Annotated in this window: 14 protein-coding genes; 2 read left to right on the top strand and 12 right to left on the bottom strand. The window is 71.9% G+C overall.

Annotation, left to right across the window (positions count from 1 at the left end):
- Position 1 precedes the first annotated feature (1 nt).
- Genes acsF through bchF form a run of 12 tightly spaced genes read right to left on the bottom strand, consistent with a single transcriptional unit; the run spans position 2 to position 13,467 of the window.
- The gene (acsF, locus tag LXM90_RS14235; RefSeq protein WP_020095259.1) at positions 2–1,090 is read right to left on the bottom strand and encodes a magnesium-protoporphyrin IX monomethyl ester (oxidative) cyclase; all 1,089 of its coding nucleotides are present in this window, start codon (positions 1,088–1,090) and stop codon (positions 2–4) included.
- Complete coding sequence (locus LXM90_RS14230; RefSeq protein ID WP_020095258.1) at positions 1,087–1,383, bottom strand: hypothetical protein; 297 nt, start codon at positions 1,381–1,383, stop codon at positions 1,087–1,089. The genes acsF and LXM90_RS14230 overlap by 4 nt, the downstream gene beginning before the upstream one ends.
- Positions 1,383–1,877 carry a photosynthetic complex assembly protein PuhC gene (gene puhC, locus LXM90_RS14225; RefSeq protein ID WP_020095257.1) on the bottom strand — a complete coding sequence of 165 codons (495 nt, stop codon included), beginning with the start codon at positions 1,875–1,877 and terminating at the stop codon, positions 1,383–1,385. Before puhC ends, LXM90_RS14230 begins: the two co-directional genes overlap by 1 nt.
- An 11-nt stretch (positions 1,878–1,888) precedes the next feature.
- Positions 1,889–2,539, bottom strand: coding sequence for a photosynthetic complex putative assembly protein PuhB (puhB, locus tag LXM90_RS14220; protein WP_020095256.1), 651 nt, complete (start codon positions 2,537–2,539; stop codon positions 1,889–1,891).
- Positions 2,536–3,315, bottom strand: a complete 780-nt coding sequence (gene puhA / locus LXM90_RS14215) for a photosynthetic reaction center subunit H (protein ID WP_020095255.1) — start codon at positions 3,313–3,315, stop codon at positions 2,536–2,538. Before puhA ends, puhB begins: the two co-directional genes overlap by 4 nt.
- Positions 3,316–3,333: 18 nt before the next feature.
- Positions 3,334–4,761 carry a BCD family MFS transporter gene (locus LXM90_RS14210; RefSeq protein WP_020095254.1) on the bottom strand — a complete coding sequence of 476 codons (1,428 nt, stop codon included), beginning with the start codon at positions 4,759–4,761 and terminating at the stop codon, positions 3,334–3,336.
- Complete coding sequence (bchM, locus tag LXM90_RS14205; protein ID WP_020095253.1) at positions 4,758–5,507, bottom strand: magnesium protoporphyrin IX methyltransferase; 750 nt, start codon at positions 5,505–5,507, stop codon at positions 4,758–4,760. The genes LXM90_RS14210 and bchM overlap by 4 nt, the downstream gene beginning before the upstream one ends.
- 16 nt (positions 5,508–5,523) lie before the next feature.
- Positions 5,524–6,417, bottom strand: coding sequence for a ferredoxin:protochlorophyllide reductase (ATP-dependent) iron-sulfur ATP-binding protein (gene bchL / locus LXM90_RS14200; protein WP_020095252.1), 894 nt, complete (start codon positions 6,415–6,417; stop codon positions 5,524–5,526).
- On the bottom strand, positions 6,414–10,118 hold the full coding sequence (locus LXM90_RS14195) for a magnesium chelatase subunit H (protein ID WP_020095251.1): 3,705 nt from the start codon (positions 10,116–10,118) through the stop codon (positions 6,414–6,416). The genes bchL and LXM90_RS14195 overlap by 4 nt, the downstream gene beginning before the upstream one ends.
- Complete coding sequence (gene bchB / locus LXM90_RS14190; protein WP_020095250.1) at positions 10,093–11,685, bottom strand: ferredoxin:protochlorophyllide reductase (ATP-dependent) subunit B; 1,593 nt, start codon at positions 11,683–11,685, stop codon at positions 10,093–10,095. Before bchB ends, LXM90_RS14195 begins: the two co-directional genes overlap by 26 nt.
- Before the next feature lie 4 nt (positions 11,686–11,689).
- Positions 11,690–12,964, bottom strand: coding sequence for a ferredoxin:protochlorophyllide reductase (ATP-dependent) subunit N (locus LXM90_RS14185; protein WP_020095249.1), 1,275 nt, complete (start codon positions 12,962–12,964; stop codon positions 11,690–11,692).
- Positions 12,961–13,467 carry a 2-vinyl bacteriochlorophyllide hydratase gene (gene bchF, locus LXM90_RS14180; RefSeq protein ID WP_020095248.1) on the bottom strand — a complete coding sequence of 169 codons (507 nt, stop codon included), beginning with the start codon at positions 13,465–13,467 and terminating at the stop codon, positions 12,961–12,963. The genes LXM90_RS14185 and bchF overlap by 4 nt, the downstream gene beginning before the upstream one ends.
- Before the next feature lie 317 nt (positions 13,468–13,784).
- On the opposite strand from bchF, the gene LXM90_RS14175 reads away from it, so the two are divergent.
- Positions 13,785–14,675: a cobalamin B12-binding domain-containing protein gene (locus LXM90_RS14175; protein ID WP_056523988.1), complete on the top strand. Its 891-nt coding sequence runs from the start codon at positions 13,785–13,787 to the stop codon at positions 14,673–14,675.
- A 29-nt stretch (positions 14,676–14,704) separates the two neighbouring features.
- Positions 14,705–16,150 (top strand): transcriptional regulator PpsR, encoded by a 1,446-nt coding sequence (ppsR, locus tag LXM90_RS14170; RefSeq protein WP_020095246.1) that lies wholly within the window; start codon positions 14,705–14,707, stop codon positions 16,148–16,150.
- Positions 16,151–16,274: the final 124 nt, after the last annotated feature.

Here is a 16,274-nt window from a genome sequence, read left to right as displayed (position 1 = left end):
GCTACCAGACCGGCTGGAGGCGGATGTCGGCCGGCAGGGCGTTGGCCTTGACGGGCAGGAGATAGAGCCGCGCGAAGGTCACGGCCGCCCGGGCGGCGTGGAGGCCCTGCAGGGCCTTGCCGACGAGGCCGCCCCGCGCCTTGGCGTCGGCGATCGCCCGGGAGCAGGCGAGCAGCCGGTCGAGGCCCGCCTTGAACTTCGGGTTGTCGATATCGAGTTCCAGCGGGAAGGTCTGGCGGGAAATCTCCGAGGTGATCCGGAAGACCTTGAAGTCGTAATCGCTGGGATCGACGCCGAGCGCGGCGTGGAAGGCCGGGCGGTGATGGTCGCGCACGTACATCGTGGCGAAGACGGCGAGCAGGAAGAACCGGATCCAGTAGCGGTTCACGCCGCTCGTCAGCTTCGGGTTGGCGCGCATCAGCAGCGCGAAGGCCTCGCCGTGGCGGAACTCGTCGTTGCACCACAGCTCGAACCACTTGAAGATCGGGTGGATGCGCCGCTCCGGGTGCCGCTCCAGCTCGCGGAAGATCGTGATGTAGCGGGCGTAGCCGATCTTCTCGGACAGATAGGTGGCGTAGAAGATGAACTTCGGCCGGAAGAACGTGTACTTCTTGGACTTGGTGAGGAAGCCCAGGTCCACGCCGATGCCGAAATCCTTGAGCGTGTCGTTGATGAAGCCGGCGTGGCGGGCTTCATCCCGGCTCATGAAGCCGAACAGCTCCTTGATGTCCTTGTTCTTCGCCCGCTTGCGCATCTCGGCGTAGAGGACGCAGCCGGAGAACTCGGCGGTGATGGACGACACGAGGAAGTCCAAAAACTCCTTCCGCAGCTCCGGCTCCATCTTCGACAGGTCGCAGTCGAACTCCTCGTTGCGGGTGAAGTGGCGCTTGTTCGGGTCGGAGCGCAGCTCGGCGATCAGGATGTCCCAGTCGCGCCGCACCGGCTCGACGTTCGTGCGGTCGAGCTCGTCGAAATCGGTCGTGTAGAAGCGCGGGCTGAGGAAGGTCGTCTCCTGCGCCGAGCGGGTCGATTCATTGATCGGCGTCTTCGGGACGGGCTGGCCGGAGGGTGGCGGGACGGGTGCGTTCACAGCTTCCTCCTCTCGGAAAAGCTGACCTCGTAGAGTTCGGTCAGCTCGAGATGCGCGATGAGCTTGGTCCAGGCCCGCTCCAGCGCGCCGGCCCGCGTCACGGTGGCGGTGCGCCGCACGGTGAGGCGCTCGCCGTAGGGCACCGAGGTCGGCGCGTCGTGGACCTGGACCTCGTCGCCGGGCTCGATCTCGAAGCCGGCATCGAGGGTCACGTGCGCGTGCAGGCTCTCGGGCGTCTGCTCGATCTCCACCGTGCAGGGCACGGTGACGGTGCGGCTGCCGAACAGGCCCATCACCGCGTCTCCGCGGCGGGGGCGCCCGGCGCGGGCATCAGTCGCGCGAAGGCCCCGGCATTGGTCGGCCCGAAGGCCTCCAGGGGCACCCGGCGGCCGGTGGCCTCGTCGGCCAGCGCGAGGCGGCCGTCGTCGTAGCGGGTCAGGCTGAAGGGCTTCTCGGGGCCGAGGCCCTCCCGCTGGCGGGCCTGGGCGAGGCCCCGCAGGGTCCCGCGCAGGAACCCGTCCTCGCCGGGACGGATCCAGGCGACGATGTGCCGGTCGGCGACGTCCCGCAGGGCGATCGAGCCGTCGACCTGATCCTCGGCGCGGAACTCGAGGCGCTCCACCACCTTGGCGGGCGGCAGGGCGACGAGGCCGACCTTCTCGCTCCGGCCGATCAGGACCGCCAGCATGGTGAAGCCCATCAGCGCGCCGGCGCCGATCATCAGCAGCGCCGGTGCCGGTCCCGCGACCGCCATGGCCCGGCTGGCGCCCTCCGCCCGCTCGCCCATCGTGCCCCTCCCTATTCGGCCGCGACGAGGCGGCCGGGATTCTCGTCCGCTCGGCCGAGACGCGCCACCCGAACCGGCGGCGCGGTGCCGTCGGCATGGGCCTCGAGGGCGCGTGCCAGCAGCGCCGCCGCGGCGTCCGCGTCCGGCACCGAGCGCAGCATGGGCTCGGTCCGGGCGAGATGCCAGGGCCGGACATGCGGCCAGATGTGAAGGTAGGCGATCCGGAGGCCCGGCCGCAACCGCAGCGGCAGGTCGCCGCTGCCATCCGTGAAGGCCCGCAGGGCCGCCGTCTCGATCTGCGCGAAGGGCAGGTTGTGGGTCACCGGCAGGGCGATGCCGGCCTGCAGCACGACGCGGCGGTTGGTCACCGTGTAGAGCGTCGTCCGGTGAGTGAGCCAGGCGAGCAGCCAGAGCAGCGCGACGGCGCCGGCGCCGATCACCAGGGTCGGCGCCACCACCTTGATCGCCGCCGCGGGCGAGCCCGCCGCGAGGCCGAAGGCCACGGCGCAGACCGAGAACCACGCGATCACCAAGCGGGCGTGGAACACCCGGACCAGCAGGCCCGCGGTCGTCGGCGCACCCTGCCAGAGGATGCGCTCGCCCGCCGGCAGCGGGCCGGGCAGACCCCGCAGGGTGCCCTCGGGGAGGAAGTCGCCGCTCATATCAGGGGCTCCGCCCGGGCCGGCGTCGCGTAGAGCGTGCCGGCGCCGAAATACGAGATGATCCGCTCCTCCTCGAGGAAGGTCACGCTGTCGGGGTCGCGGGTGCTGGGGATGTCGGCGAACTGGCTCGCGAGCAGAGCCTCGGTCGTCACCGTCTTGGTGAAGCCGCCGGCCCGGCAGAACGTTGTCGGCATCAGCCGGCGCCCGCCCGTCGGGAGCTCGACTTCGTAGTAGCGGATCAGCGACTCGCCGCGGTCGACCCAGACGTCGCTGATCACGCCCGCGACCGCGTTGTCGGTGCCGAACACCGTCATGCCGATCGGGTTCGGGCCGTCCTCGTGGATGACGAAGTTCTTCGCCACCCGCAGGGGCACGATGCGGATCTCGTCGTCCCAGGTCCGGTCGTGCACGTCGTGCCGCAGCACCCAGGAGCCCGGGCCGACGCCGGCCTGGAGCGACGTCTCCGTGCGCTCGTAGGGGGCGCCCGGCCAGGGTTCGACCTTGCGGGCCGGGATCCCGGTCTCGATGTCGTCCCGGCCATGAACCGCCTGCGGCGCGTAGGTCGTCTCGCCGCCCGGCAGATGGAACGCCTTGGACCGGGGGATCAGGATCGGGTCGTCCGCCTTGCGGCGGCCGACCGTCTCGTTCTCCAGCGGGTAGCCCTCGCGCCGGTCCTCCCGGCGCAGCCAGAAGACCAGCCCCGCGAAGAAGAGGAAGAACGCGTAGAGTACGACCTGGGCGACGTCGACGTAACCCGTAAGTGCGCCGGTTGGCATGGCTGTCCTCCCCAAGTCTCAGGCTGTGCGGCCGGCGAGGCCGTCGGTGATGCTGTCTCGAACTCGTATCCGGGCGTCCTCACGCACCAGCGGTCCGAGCGCGAGCAGCGCCGCGAACAGCAGGGCGATCTCGATGTGGTAGACGATGAGGTAGCCGATGGCGGGCTCGTTCATGCCCTCGCCGAGCACCCCCGACTGGGCGATGGCGCCGCCGACGTCGCGCACGAGGCCGCTCGCCGCGATCGACAGCCCGGCCGCGGTCGCCTGCACGGCGCCCCAGGCACCGAGGGCGAGCCCGGTATCCTCGGGGCCGGCGCGGTTCATCGAGGCGGTGAGCGTGCCGTGGGCGAACAGGCCGCCGCCGAGGCCGATCAGGCTCACGCCCGCGGCGAACAGGTCGGCCGAGGCGAGCGGGGCGGCGAAGACCACTGCCGAGAAGGCCAGGATCCCGATCCCGACGCCCACCGCGGAGACGCGGAACGGGTCGCCCCCGCGCCCGAGCCAGCGCGCCGCGACCAGCAGGCCGAGCCCGCCTCCAGCGGCCAGCAGCGCGGTCAGCGCCGTGGTGGCCGCCACCGAGAGGTGCAGGATCTGACCGCCGTAGGGTTCGAGCAGGATGTCCTGCATCGAGAAGCCCGCCGTGCCGAGGCCGATCGCCACGAGGCGTCGCCGGGCGGTGCCCTGCCCCGCATAGGCCTGCCAGGAGGACCGGAAGTCGCGCTGCGGTGCCGTCCGCGTCCGGTTCGGATCGCGGGGCTCCTGCTTCCAGAGGGCGAACCCGTTGAGGATGATCGTGACCAGCGCCGCGCCCTGGATCACCTGGATCAGCCGGACGGGTGAGAAATGGGCGAGGAACAGGCCGAACAGCACCGCGCTCGCCATCATGCCGAACAGGAGCGCCGCGCAGAGCAGCGCCACCACCTTCGGGCGCGCGTGCGCCGGGGCGAGGTCGGTGGCGAGCGCCAGCCCGACGGTCTGGGTCGTGTGCAGGCCCGCGCCGACCAGGAGGAAGGCGAGCGCCGCCGCGAGGTTGCCGACCCAGAGCGGCCCGGTCGTGTCGCCCGACAGGATCAGCAGGGCGAACGGCATGATCGCGAGGCCGCCGAACTGGAGCAGCGTGCCGAACCAGATGTAGGGGACGCGCCGCCAGCCCAGCACCGAGCGGTGGGTGTCCGAGCGGAAGCCGACCAGCGCCCGCAGGGGCGCGAAGACCAGCGGCAGCGCCAGCATCATCGCGACGATCCAGGCCGGAACGCCGAGCTCGACGATCATCACCCGGTTGAGGGTGCCGATCAGCAGCACCGCGGCCATGCCGACGGTGACCTGGAACAGGGCGAGGCGGAGCAGCCGTCCCAGCGGCAGCTCGGCGGTGGCGGCGTCCGCGAAGGGAAGCAGCGCCGGGCCGAGGCGCATCAGGGCCTCGGTGAGCTTGCGGGCGGGGGTCATGGTCGCGCCCCGGGTGTCATTGGCCGACCATCCGCGCGGTGAGGCAGGGCGCGCGTCAGCGCCACCGCGTTCGACAGGTAGAATCCGCTGTTGATCCGGTGCGACCGCGCCCAGGCGAAGCCGTCGAGGGCCCTCTCCGAGGCGATCCGCCGCCGCAGCCCGCCCTCGGTCACCGGCACGATGGCGGGCGAGCGATCGCCGCGCGGGAAGAACTTCCCGGCCGCGTGCATCACCGTCAGGAGCGCCGTGCGCGGCGCTACGGTGAACAGCACCGAGCCGTCCGTGCGCGCGCCTAGCACCGCCAGCGCCCGGGCGATGTCGGCGGCGCGGTAGTGGATCAGCGAATCCATCGCCACGACGTGGTCGAACCGGCCGAGCGCCGGATCGAGCATGTCGCCCACCCGGAAGTCGATGCGCCCCGCGCCCGCGATCGCCGGCAGCCGCTCCTGCGCCAGCCCGATCAGCGTCGGCGAGACGTCGATCGCCACCACCTCGGCGCCCCGCCGCGCCGCCTCGACGCTGAGCGCCCCGGTGCCGCAGCCGGCATCGAGCAGGCGTGAGCCCGTCATGTCGGCCGGGAGCCAGGACAGCAGCGTCGCCCGCATGGCGTCGCGCCCGGCCCGCACGGTGGCGCGGATCCGGCTCACCGGGGCGTCCGAGGTCAGGCGCGACCACGCCTCGACCGCGGTGCGGTCGAAGTAGGTGGTCAGCTCGCCCCGGCGGGCGTCGTAGCTGGCGCTGGCCATCGGTCGAACTCCAGACTCAATCGAAACCGAGGAACTCGAACAGGTCGCGGTCCTTCATGGGGATTGCCTCGCAGGGCTCGCCCCCGGCCCAGAGCGTCTCGGCGAGCCGCATGTACTCGGCGGTCACGGCGTCGAGCTCGGGCGACGAATCCATCTCGAACAGGGTCGACTTCTTGAGCCGCGAGCGCCGGACCACGTCGAGGTCGGGGAAGTGGGCGAGGCGCTTCAGGCCGACCGCGTCGTTGAACCGGTCGATCTCGTCGGTCTTGGCCGAGCGGTTGGCGATGACGCCGCCGAGCCGCACGCCGTAGTTCTTGGACTTGGCGTGGATCGCCGCGACGATCCGGTTCATCGCGAAGATCGAGTCGAAGTCGTTGGCGGTGACGATCAGCGCCCGGTCGGCGTGCTGGAGCGGCGAGGCGAAGCCGCCGCAGACCACGTCGCCGAGCACGTCGAAGACGACGACGTCGGTGTCCTCCAGGAGGTGGTGCTCCTTGAGGAGCTTCACGGTCTGGCCGACCACGTAGCCGCCGCAGCCGGTGCCGGCGGGCGGGCCGCCGGCCTCGACGCACATCACGCCGTTGTAGCCCTCGACCACGAAATCCTCGACCCGCAGCTCCTCCGAGTGGAAGTTCACGGCCTCCAGGGCGTCGATCACCGTGGGGGCGAGGCGCTTGGTCAGCGTGAAGGTCGAGTCGTGCTTCGGGTCGCAGCCGATCTGCAGCACCCGCTTGCCGAGCTTCGAGAAGGCCACCGACAGGTTCGACGAGGTGGTCGACTTGCCGATCCCGCCCTTGCCGTAGACCGCGAAGACCTTGGCGGTCTCGATCTTCAGGTCGGGGTCGAGGGCGACCTGAAGGCTCCCCTCCTCCTTCCGGGCGACGACGGGATTGCGGATCGCGATGTTCATGCGGCCACTCCTGCGGTGACGCCTTCCAGGCGGTCCTCCAGCTCCTCCTCGGCCCGGTCGAGGGCGTCGCGCATCTCTGCGTCGGGGGTCCAGAAGCCGCGGCGGTGCGCCTCGATCAGCCTTTGGGCGACCTTGGCGGAGGCGGTGGGGTTCAAGGCGGCCATGCGCTCGCGCATGTCCTTGTCGAGGACGTAGGTCTCGGTGATCCGCTCGTAGATCCAGGGCTGGACCGCGTTGGCGGTGGCCGACCAGCCGACCGTGTTGGTGAGATGCGTCTCGATCTGGCGGACGCCCTCGTAGCCGTGGCCGAGCAGGCCCTCGTACCATTTCGGGTTGAGCATCCGGGTGCGCGTCTCCAGCGCCACCTGCTCCTCCAGGGAGCGGACGCGCCCCTCCCCGCGGGTCTGGTCGCTGATGTAGATCGGCACCGACTCGCCCTTGGCCCGGGCCACCGCCCGGCCCATGCCGCCGAGCCCGTCGAAGTAGTGATCGACGGAGGTGACGCCGACCTCGACCGAGTCGAGGTTCTGGTAGGCCATGTCGACGGAGGCCAGCACCGCCTGCATCAGGGCGCGCTGCGGCGCCGGGCGGCCGGTGCGGCCATACGCAAAACTCTTGCGGCGCGAGAAGGTCTCGCAGAGTTCCGCGTCGTCGTCCCAGTTCCCCGAATCGACGAGGTGGTTGACGTTGGCCCCGTAGGCGCCCTCGGCGTTGGAGAAGACCCGGAGCGCCGCCGTCTCCAGGTCGCAGCCCTGCTCGGCCTGGATGGCGAGGGCGTGCTTGCGGACGTAGTTCTGCTCGAGCGGCTCGTCGGCGATCGCCGCGAGGTACGAGGCCTCGGCCAGGAGCTTCGTCTGCAGCGGCAGCAGATCCCGGAAGATGCCGGACAGGGTGACCACCGCGTCGATGCGCGGGCGGCCGAGGGTCTCCAGCGGGATCAACTCGGCGCCGCTCAGGCGGCCGTAGCCGTCGAAGCGGGGCGCGGCGCCGATCAGCGCGAGCGCCTGGGCGATCGGGCCGCCCTCGCTCTTGAGGTTGTCGGTGCCCCACAGGACCAGCGCGACGCTCTCCGGGCAGGGCTTTCCGTCGGCGGCGAAGCGCTCGAGGATCCGGGCGACCTGCCGGGCGCCGTCCGCCACCGCGAAGGCCGAGGGCAGGCGGTAGGGGTCGAAGCCGTGGAGGTTGCGGCCGGTCGGCAGCACGGCCGGGTTGCGCAGGATGTCGCCGCCCGCCACCGGCGGCACGAAGCGGCCGTCGAGCGCCCGCAGCAGCGCCGGAACTTCATGGTCGCGGGACAGCAGCCGGTCGGTCTCGGCGAGGTTCTTGAGTGTCTCGCGGTTGGTCTCGTCGGCGGAGAGGCCGGAGGCCTTGAGCGCCGCCTCGATCCCCCGCCCGGCCACCAGGGCCTCGATCCCGGCCCGCTCCGGCTTCACGCCGTGCGCCGACTCGGCGAGCGCCAGGAGCAGATCGACCCGCTCCTCTTCCGGCGTCCCCTGCCCGACCACGTGCAGCCCGTGCGGGATCAGGGTCTGCTCCAGCTCCTGCAGCGCGGTCCAGAGGCCTGAGACCCGCGCCTCCAGATCGCCGCTCCAGCCCGGATCGGCCGCCACGAGGTCGACCGCCGCGCCCTGATCCTGGATCAGGCGGGCCAGGGTCTCGCGCTCGCCCGCCGCCTCGGGGCCGAGGCCGCGCCAGCGCTCGATCGAGCTCTTCAGGTCGATCAGCCCACGGTAGAGCCCGGCAGCCGCGAGGCTCGGGGTGAGGTAGCTCACCAGCGTCGCGGCCGAGCGGCGCTTGGCGAGCGTCCCCTCCGAGGGGTTGTTGGCCGCGTAGAGGTAGACGTTCGGCAGCGCCCCGATCAGACGCTCCGGCCAGCAGGCCTCGGACAGGCCGGTCTGCTTGCCGGGCATGAATTCGAGGGCGCCGTGGGTGCCGAAATGCAGCACGGCGTCGGCAGAAAAATCCTCGCGCAGGTAGCGGTAGAAGGCCGAGAACGCGTGGGTCGGCGCGAAGCCGCGCTCGAACAGCAGCCGCATCGGATCGCCCTCGTAGCCGAAGGCCGGCTGGACCCCGACGAAGACGTTGCCGAACTGCGCGCCGAGGACAAAGATCTCGGCGCCGTTGGTCTGGTGGCGGCCGGGCGCCGGGCCCCACTGGGCCTCGATCTCGGCGAGGTAGGGCTCGCGGCGCAGGTGATCCTCGGCCGGGATGCGGGCGTGGACGTTGGCCTGGGTGCCGTAGCGTTTGGTATTGCCCTCCAAGATCGCCGCGCGCAGGGCATCGACGTCTTCCGGGATCTCGACCGTGTAGCCGTCCGCCGCCAAGCCCTTCAGGGTGTTGAGCAGCGAGGCGTAGACCGACAGGAACGCGGCCGTGCCGGTGGCGCCGGCATTGGGCGGGAAGTTGAACAGCACCACGGCGAGCTTCCGCTCGGCCCTCGCGGTCCGGCGGAGGGAGACCAGACGTGCGACCCGCTCGGCGAGGCGGGCCGCCCGCTCGGGATGGACCCGCATGTCCCGGGCGTTGTCGCTGCCGGAAGCGGAGGACCGTCCGCCGAACACCATCGGGGCGGTGGCGCCGTCGAGTTCGGGGATAGCGACCATCATGGTCGCCTCGACCGGCGACAGGCCGCGGTCGCCTGCCTCCCACTGCTCCAGGGTCTGGAATTCCAGTGCCTGGGCGGCGAGGTAGGGCACGTCGAGGCGGGCCAGCATCGACTCGGCCGCGGCGGCGTCGTTGTAGGCGGGGCCGCCGACCAGCGAGAAGCCGGTGAGCGAGACCAGCGCGTCGATGCAGGCGCGACCGTCCTTCATGAAGAAGGAATCCACCGCCGGGCGGTTGTCGAGGCCGCTGGCGAAGGCCGGCACGACGTCGAGGCCCTGCGCCTCCAGGGCGGCGATCACCCCGTCGTAATGGGCGGTGTTGCCGGCGAGCACGTAGCTGCGCATCACCAAGAGGCCGACGCGGCCCTTCGCGCCCGCGAGGCGGGGCAGCCGTGACGGGTCGGCGCCGATCCGGCCGGGCAGGCGCGGGTGGTAGAGGCCGGTCTCGGGGTAGTCGAGGGGTGCGGGCGCCGCCGGGCCGTCACGCCAGGCGGCCCGCTCGCCGGCCGCGTAGCGGTGCACGAGGAAGCGCACCAGCGCGGCGACGTTCTCGTCCGAGCCCGCGAGCCAGTATTGCAGGGTGAGGAAATAGGCGCGCACGTCCTGGGCCGAGCCCGGGATGAAGCGCAGGATCTTCGGCAGCTTGCGCACCAGGGCCATCTGCCGTCCGGCATTGCCCTGCTGGCCCGGCTTGCCGCGCAGCTTCTTGAGGAAGTCGAGGGCGCTGCGCTTGGTGCCGCTCATGTCGAAGCGGCCGAGCTTCGTGGTCTTCACCACCTCGCCGGCCGAGAGGCAGCCGACCATCGCGTCGCAGGCGTCGCGCCGCGCCGCCAGCGCCGGCAGGATCGCCCGCACGTGCTCGTCCATGAACAGCATGGCCGAGAGCACGATGTCGGCCTGCGCGATGTCGGCCCGGCAGGCCTCCAGGGTCGCGGGGTCGTTGTCCCATTCGGCCGCCGCGTGGAAGCCCAGAACCAGCCCGGGCATCTCGGTCCGGAGGCGCAGGCGCGCCCGTTCCACCGCGCTCGCCAAGTGATTGTCGAGCGTGACGATGACGATGCGGATCGGCGGCCTATCGGCCGAAATGCGCTTTGGCATCGTAGAGGGTCTCGACGGTGATGAGCGGCAGATGCCGCTCCCGGGCGAAGGTCTCGGTGTTGGTGCGCGCCTTGCCCCGCACGAAGAACGGGATCTTCTTGAGTTCCTTCTCGGCCTCGGGCGACCACGCTGCGGCCCGGTCCAGAAGAATCGGAACGGGCGCCGGCGTCGGAGGGGTGTCGGCCGGCGCCCGTTCCGCGGCCTCGAACGCCCCGTCCGCCGGAGTCCCGTAGGACTTGCCGCCGAGATGCGAGGGGCCGACGCCGTCGTGGAATTCGGGATCCTCCCGGAACATGCCGAGGAGGTGCTCTTCGAGGCCCATCATCAGCGGATGGACCAGGGTGTCGAACAGGACGTTGGCGCCCTCGAACCCCATCTGCGGGGCGTAGCGGGCCGGGAAGTCCTGGACGTGCACCGGCGCGGAGATCACCGCGCAGGGGATGCCGAGCCGCTTCGCGACGTGGCGCTCCATCTGGGTGCCGAGCACCAGTTCCGGCGCGGCCGCGCGGATCGCCGCCTCGACGTCGAGGTAATCGTCGGTGATCAGCGCCTCGATGCCGTGCTCGGCCGCCTCGGCGCGAACCTCGCGGGCGAATTCGCGGCCGTAGGTGCCCAGTCCCACGACGGTGAAGCCGAGTTCCTTGGCGGCGACCCGGGCGATACCGATGGCGTGGGTCGCGTCGCCGAAGACGAAGACGCGCTTGGCCGTGAGATACGTCGAATCGACCGAGCGGGAGTACCAGGGCAGCCGCGAGCCGGGGCCGTCGAGCACCGGTGCCGGGTCGATCCCGGCGAGGCTCGCAACCTCCTCGACGAACCGGCGGGTGCCGCCGACGCCGATCGGGACGGTCTGCGTGAACGGCTGCCCGAAACTCTTCTTCAGGTAGTCCGCGGCCGACCGGGCGGTCTCGGGGTAGAGCACGACGTTGAAATCGGCCTCGCGCAGCCGGCCCAGATCGGCGGGCGAGGCGCCTAGCGGTGCCACGACGTTGACCGCGATGCCGAGGGTGTCGAGCAGCCGGCGGATCTCGATCAGGTCGTCCCGGTGGCGGAAGCCCAGCGCCGTCGGTCCCAGGATGTTGCAGAGCGGGCGCTGCCTGGGTTCCCGCGCCGGATGCGGGGCGGGCGGACCGGCGAGCGCCCGGACGAGGCGGTAGAAGGTCTCCGACGCGCCCCAGTTCTCCTTCTTCTGGTAGGCGGGCAATTCCAGCGGAATCACCGGGATCGGCAGGTCGAGCGCCTTGGCGAGGCCGCCCGGATCGTCCTGAATCAGCTCGGCGGTGCAGGAGGCGCCGACGATCATCGCCTGGGGCTGAAACCGCGCGTGGGCGGCCGAGACCGCCTGCTTGAACAGCTCGGCGGTGTCGCGGCCGAGATCCTGGGCGCGGAAGGTCGTGTAGGTGACGGGCGGGCGGGCGTCCCGCCGCTCGATCATCGTGAACAGCAGGTCGGCGTAGGTGTCGCCCTGCGGCGCGTGCAGCACGTAGTGCAGCCCGGACATCGCCGTGGCGACGCGCATCGCGCCGATGTGAGGAGGTCCCTCGTAGGTCCAGAGCGTGAGCTGCATGGCTCTACACCTCCAGCAGGGCGCGGCGGCGGAGCGGGCGCACGAACAGCTCCGCGAGGTCGCCGGCCTGCTCGTAGCCCTGCACGGGCGTGAACAGCAGCTCGATCGACCACTTGGTCGACAGCCCCTCCGCCTCCAGCGGATTGGCGAGGCCGAGGCCGCAGACCGTGAGATCCGGCCGTTCCGCCCGGCAGCGGTCCATCTGGTCGTCGAGGCTCTGGCCCTCCGTCACCCGCGTGCCCGCGGGCAGCAGCTCGATCTCGGCGGCGAGATGCCCCCGGTGCAGGTACGGCGTCCCGACCTCCACGAGGTCCGCGCCGAGCTCCCGGGCGAGGAAGCGGGCGAGCGGAACCTCCAGCTGCGAATCGGGGAAGAAGAACACGCGCTTGCCGCCGAGCCTCTCGCGGTGGGGGGCGAGCGCGGTCTCGGCGCGGGCGCGGCCCGCTTCCGTGGCCTGTTCGAAGGCGGCCTCGGAGACGCCAAACGCCTCGGCGGCTGCCCGAAGCCAGCCGGTAGTGCCTTCGGCGCCTAGAGGGAACGGCGCGGGCAGCCGGCGGGCGCCACGCTCGTCGAGGGCCCGGGCCGTGTCGGTCAGGAAGGGCTGGGCCAGCAGATAGCGGGTGTTGCGCCCAACAGCCGGCATCGCGTTCGCCCGGCGGGCGGGCAGGAACCGGACATCCGCGATCCCCATCGCGGCGAAGAGCCGGAGAAACTGATCCTCCACCACGTCGGCCAGCGCCCCGACCACGAGGAGCGAAGGGACCGCCGTCTCGGCCTCGCGGGGCAGGTCGGGCACGAGGGCGGCGAGGCAGGCATCCTCCCCTTGCGTGAAGGTCGTCTCGATGCCGGAACCCGAGTAGTTCAGCACGCGTACGGGGGCGAGCCGTCCCGACAGGCGCTGGGCCGCCCGGGACAGGTCGAGCTTGATCACTTCCGACGGGCATGAGCCCACGAGGAACAGGAGCTTGATGTCCGGCCGGCGCTCGATCAGCCGGGTCACCACCCGGTCGAGCTCCTCGTTGGCGTCGGCGAGGCCGGCGAGGTCGCGCTCGTCGATGATCGCCGTGGCGAAGCGCGGCTCGGCGAAGATCATCACGCCGGCGGCGGACTGGATCAGGTGCGCGCAGGTGCGCGAGCCGACCACCAGGAAGAAGGCATCCTGGATCTTCCGGTGCAGCCAGACGATGCCGGTCAGCCCGCAGAACACGGCCCGCTGACCCTGCTCCTGGCGGAGCTCGATGCCGCCGCAGGGTGGCTGATGGACCAGGGGAGCGTTCACGGCAGCGCCTCCGCGAGGCGCGGCGCGCGACTTCCGGCACTCTCCATGCGCGCGGCCCGGAGCTTCAGGAGGAACTGGGCCGCGTTGATCACGTAGGTCGCGTAGGCCGCCAGCGCGAGGAGCAGCAGCGCCTGACCCCTGAGCGCGCCCGTGGCGAGGGCCGCGAGGTAGGCGGTGTGGAGAGCCAGCACCAGCATGCTGACCACGTCTTCCCAGAAGAAGGCAGGCGCGAAGAGCCACCGCCCGAACACGACCTTCTCCCAGATCGAGCCGGTGACCATGATCGCGTAGAGGGCCAGGGTCTTCACGACGACCGAGATCTCGGCCGCGCGCAGGCCGTCGTCGGTGGCCAGGGCGCGCAGCACCAGGACGAGGCTCACCAGGAAGATCGCGAACTGGAGGGGCGCCAGCACTCCCTGGACCACGGTCCAGAGCGACGAATCGCGCCGGCGCCGTTCGGCGGGCGTGTAGAGCGGTCGTGCCGGCCGGTCCTCGGGACCCATGCATCCGCTCCCTGGTCGTCGGCGGCGCCTCAGGCTCCGTCGTGGACAGAGGCTAGGGCGGGGGTCCGGGAAGTGTCAAGTGCGCTTGACGCTTCCACGACATGACAGTGGCAGGGATATTTTTTCTTCGAATAAGATCATTGCCAAGATCGTCAGGAAGCGTATCGTCGGCCGTGGCGGCAGAGATTGCTGCCGTTCGGCTTGTCAGACTCAGGAACTGACGGACACGAAGAATAGACGGGCGAGCAACGCCACACCGAGCGCGCGAGCGGATCCGCCGGCCCTTCCGGGACGGGGCCGTCTCAGGGAGGATGCCGATGGGAAACTGGAGGCATTTCGGTGGCCGTCTGGATCACGGTCCGTCCGCGGCCGGCTGCAGCCCCGTGAGCGACGGGCTCCCCGTGTTCCGCGAGGCGGCCCTCGGCTGGCCCGACCTGCACAGGCCTGTGCCCGACGCGCTCGCCAAGGTCGTCGAGGCGGAGATCCTGCCCCGCCTGATGCTGGCCCACCGGCCCGCCGGCCGCGCCGTCCCGGCGGACCGGGCGCCGAGCGCGCGGGAGATCGCCGACTTCAGCGCCCTGCTCCTGGCCTCCGGCCCGGTCGACCTCGACGCCCGCGTGGACGCCCTGCGCGACGGCGGCCTGCCGCTCCCGCGCCTGCTCCTCGACCTGCTCGCCCCGGCCGCCCGGCACCTCGGCGCCCTCTGGGAGGAGGATGCCTGCGACTTCCTGGCGGTGACCGAGGCCCTCGGGCGGCTCCACACCGTGAGCCGCCGCCTCTGCGCCGAGCTGGAGAGCGAATCGGTCCCGGCCAACGGGCGCAGCGTCCTGCTGCTGCCCTGCCCGGGCGAGACCCACGTCTTCGGCCTGTCGCTGGTCGCGAGCTTCTTCCGGGAGGCCGGCTGGGACGTGACCACCGCGGTGCCCGGGCCGGGGGTCGACCCCCTGGACCTGCTCCGGTCCGACTGGTTCGACGTGGTCGGCCTGTCGCTCTCCTGCGACGTCCTGCTGCCGGTCCTGACGGCGACGGTGGCGGAGGTGCGCCGGGTCTCGCGCAACCGGGACGTCCGGGTGCTGGTCGGCGGCCCCTTCTTCGCGCGCCACGGCGGCGAGGCGGGGATCGTCGGGGCGGATGCCTGCGCGTCGGACGCGTGCCTCGCGCCCGCCGCGGCGGAAGCTTTGCTGGACAGACAGGCCTTGGCCTGCTGAAAGGGCCTCCAACCGACTATCACATTGCGGTGACCGTGACCCCTCAGCCCCGCCCCTCCCCGCAGTCGCCGCCCGCGGCCCTGCAGCAGGTGGCCGGCCTCCTCCAGGGCGAGGCGGTCGGGCGCATCGTCGCGGCGTCCGCGGACCTCTCCCTGGTGATCGACGCGGACGGGGTGATTCGGGACGCCACGGTCGGCGCCGACCTCGCGGCCGAGACCGTGGCGGGCTGGCTGGGCCGGCGCTGGATCGACACCGTCACGGTGGAGAGCCGCCCGAAGGTCGACGCCCTGCTGCGGGACGCCGGGGCCGACGGCATCACCCGCTGGCGCCAGGTGAACCACCCCTCGCCCGACGGCGCCGACCTGCCGATCCGCTACGCGTCGATCCGGCCCTCGGAGGGCGGCCCGATCCTCGTGCTCGGGCGCGACATGCGGGCGGTGGCGGCCCTGCAGCGCCGGCTGGTGGAGACCCAGCAGGCCCTGGAGCGGGACTACGACCGGCTCCGCGCCGCCGAGACCCGCTACCGGCTCCTGTTCCAGATCTCCGGCGAGCCGGTGCTGGTGGTCGATGCCGGCACGCGCCGGGTGGCCGAGGCCAACCCGGCCGCGGCGCGCCTCCTCGGGCGCCCGGCCAAGCGCATCGCCGGGCAGGACGCCGTCGAGCTGTTCGACCCCGCCAGCACCCGGGCCCTGGAGGCGCAGTTCGCCGCCCTGCGGGCGACCGGGCAGGCGGGCGAGATCCGGGCGGCGCTGCAGCACGGGCGCGGGGAGGTCACGGTCTCGGCCTCGCTGTTCCGGGGCGAGGGCGGCGCGAGCGCGCTGCTGCAGCTGGTCGCCGACCCGGCGACGGCGGCGCCCGGGCCCGACCAGGAGGCGCCCACCGCCGCGGTGATCGAGGCGATGCCGGAGGGCTTCGTGGTCACCGATTCGGCGCGGCGGATCCTCATGGCCAACGCCGCCTTCCTGGAACTGGCGCAGCTCGCCACGGTGGGCCAGGCCCGCGGGCGCACCCTCGACCACTGGCTCGGCCGCGACGAGACCGAGGCGCAGGCGCTGTTCGCGACCCTCGTCGACCACGGCGCCGTGCGCCGCTTCGCCACCGTCGTCCGCGGCGCCTACGGCGGCATGGAGGACGTGGAGGTCGCCGCCGTGTCGGTGGCCGGCGCCCGCCCCTGCCTGGGCTTCGCCATCCGGTCGGGCCCGCGGCGGATCGCCGAAGGGCGCCCCGGGGTCGGGCGGGAGGTGCCCCGCTCGGTGGAGCAGATGACCGAGCTGGTCGGCCGGGTCTCGATGAAGACCCTGGTGCGCGAGACGACCGACCTGATCGAGAAGCTCTGCATCGAGGCGGCCCTGCGGATCACCCGGGACAACCGGGCCTCGGCGGCCGAGATGCTCGGCCTGAGCCGGCAGGGCCTCTACGCCAAGATGCGGCGCTACGGCGTCGGCGATCTGGACGGCCCGGTCGAGGACATCTGAGGATCCGGGCGCGGCCTCCGGGCGCGGCGGCACCCATCCCATCCAATCCCATCCCATCCCCCGAAGGTGCGCACGGCGGGGCCCGCCGGACCCCCTCGGATCCCGGCACCGAAGGCCTCGAAGA

The organism is Methylobacterium oryzae (assembly GCF_021398735.1).
Classification (GTDB): Bacteria; Pseudomonadota; Alphaproteobacteria; order Rhizobiales; family Beijerinckiaceae; genus Methylobacterium.
Note: the sequence above shows the minus strand (reverse complement) of the source record. Positions and strands in the feature narration are given on the sequence as shown.

What these genes read in the sequence shown, in the direction of transcription:
- bchB (WP_020095250.1), bottom strand. Translation starts at nt 11,685, where the DNA reads ATGCAGCTCACGCTCTGGACCTACGAGGGACCTCCTCACATCGGCGCG.
- LXM90_RS14230 (WP_020095258.1), bottom strand. Translation starts at nt 1,383, where the DNA reads ATGGGCCTGTTCGGCAGCCGCACCGTCACCGTGCCCTGCACGGTGGAG.
- LXM90_RS14175 (WP_056523988.1), top strand. Translation starts at nt 13,785, where the DNA reads ATGGGAAACTGGAGGCATTTCGGTGGCCGTCTGGATCACGGTCCGTCC.
- bchL (WP_020095252.1), bottom strand. Translation starts at nt 6,417, where the DNA reads ATGAACATCGCGATCCGCAATCCCGTCGTCGCCCGGAAGGAGGAGGGG.
- LXM90_RS14195 (WP_020095251.1), bottom strand. Translation starts at nt 10,118, where the DNA reads ATGCCAAAGCGCATTTCGGCCGATAGGCCGCCGATCCGCATCGTCATC.
- bchF (WP_020095248.1), bottom strand. Translation starts at nt 13,467, where the DNA reads ATGGGTCCCGAGGACCGGCCGGCACGACCGCTCTACACGCCCGCCGAA.
- LXM90_RS14210 (WP_020095254.1), bottom strand. Translation starts at nt 4,761, where the DNA reads ATGACCCCCGCCCGCAAGCTCACCGAGGCCCTGATGCGCCTCGGCCCG.
- puhA (WP_020095255.1), bottom strand. Translation starts at nt 3,315, where the DNA reads ATGCCAACCGGCGCACTTACGGGTTACGTCGACGTCGCCCAGGTCGTA.
- bchM (WP_020095253.1), bottom strand. Translation starts at nt 5,507, where the DNA reads ATGGCCAGCGCCAGCTACGACGCCCGCCGGGGCGAGCTGACCACCTAC.
- puhB (WP_020095256.1), bottom strand. Translation starts at nt 2,539, where the DNA reads ATGAGCGGCGACTTCCTCCCCGAGGGCACCCTGCGGGGTCTGCCCGGC.
- puhC (WP_020095257.1), bottom strand. Translation starts at nt 1,877, where the DNA reads ATGGGCGAGCGGGCGGAGGGCGCCAGCCGGGCCATGGCGGTCGCGGGA.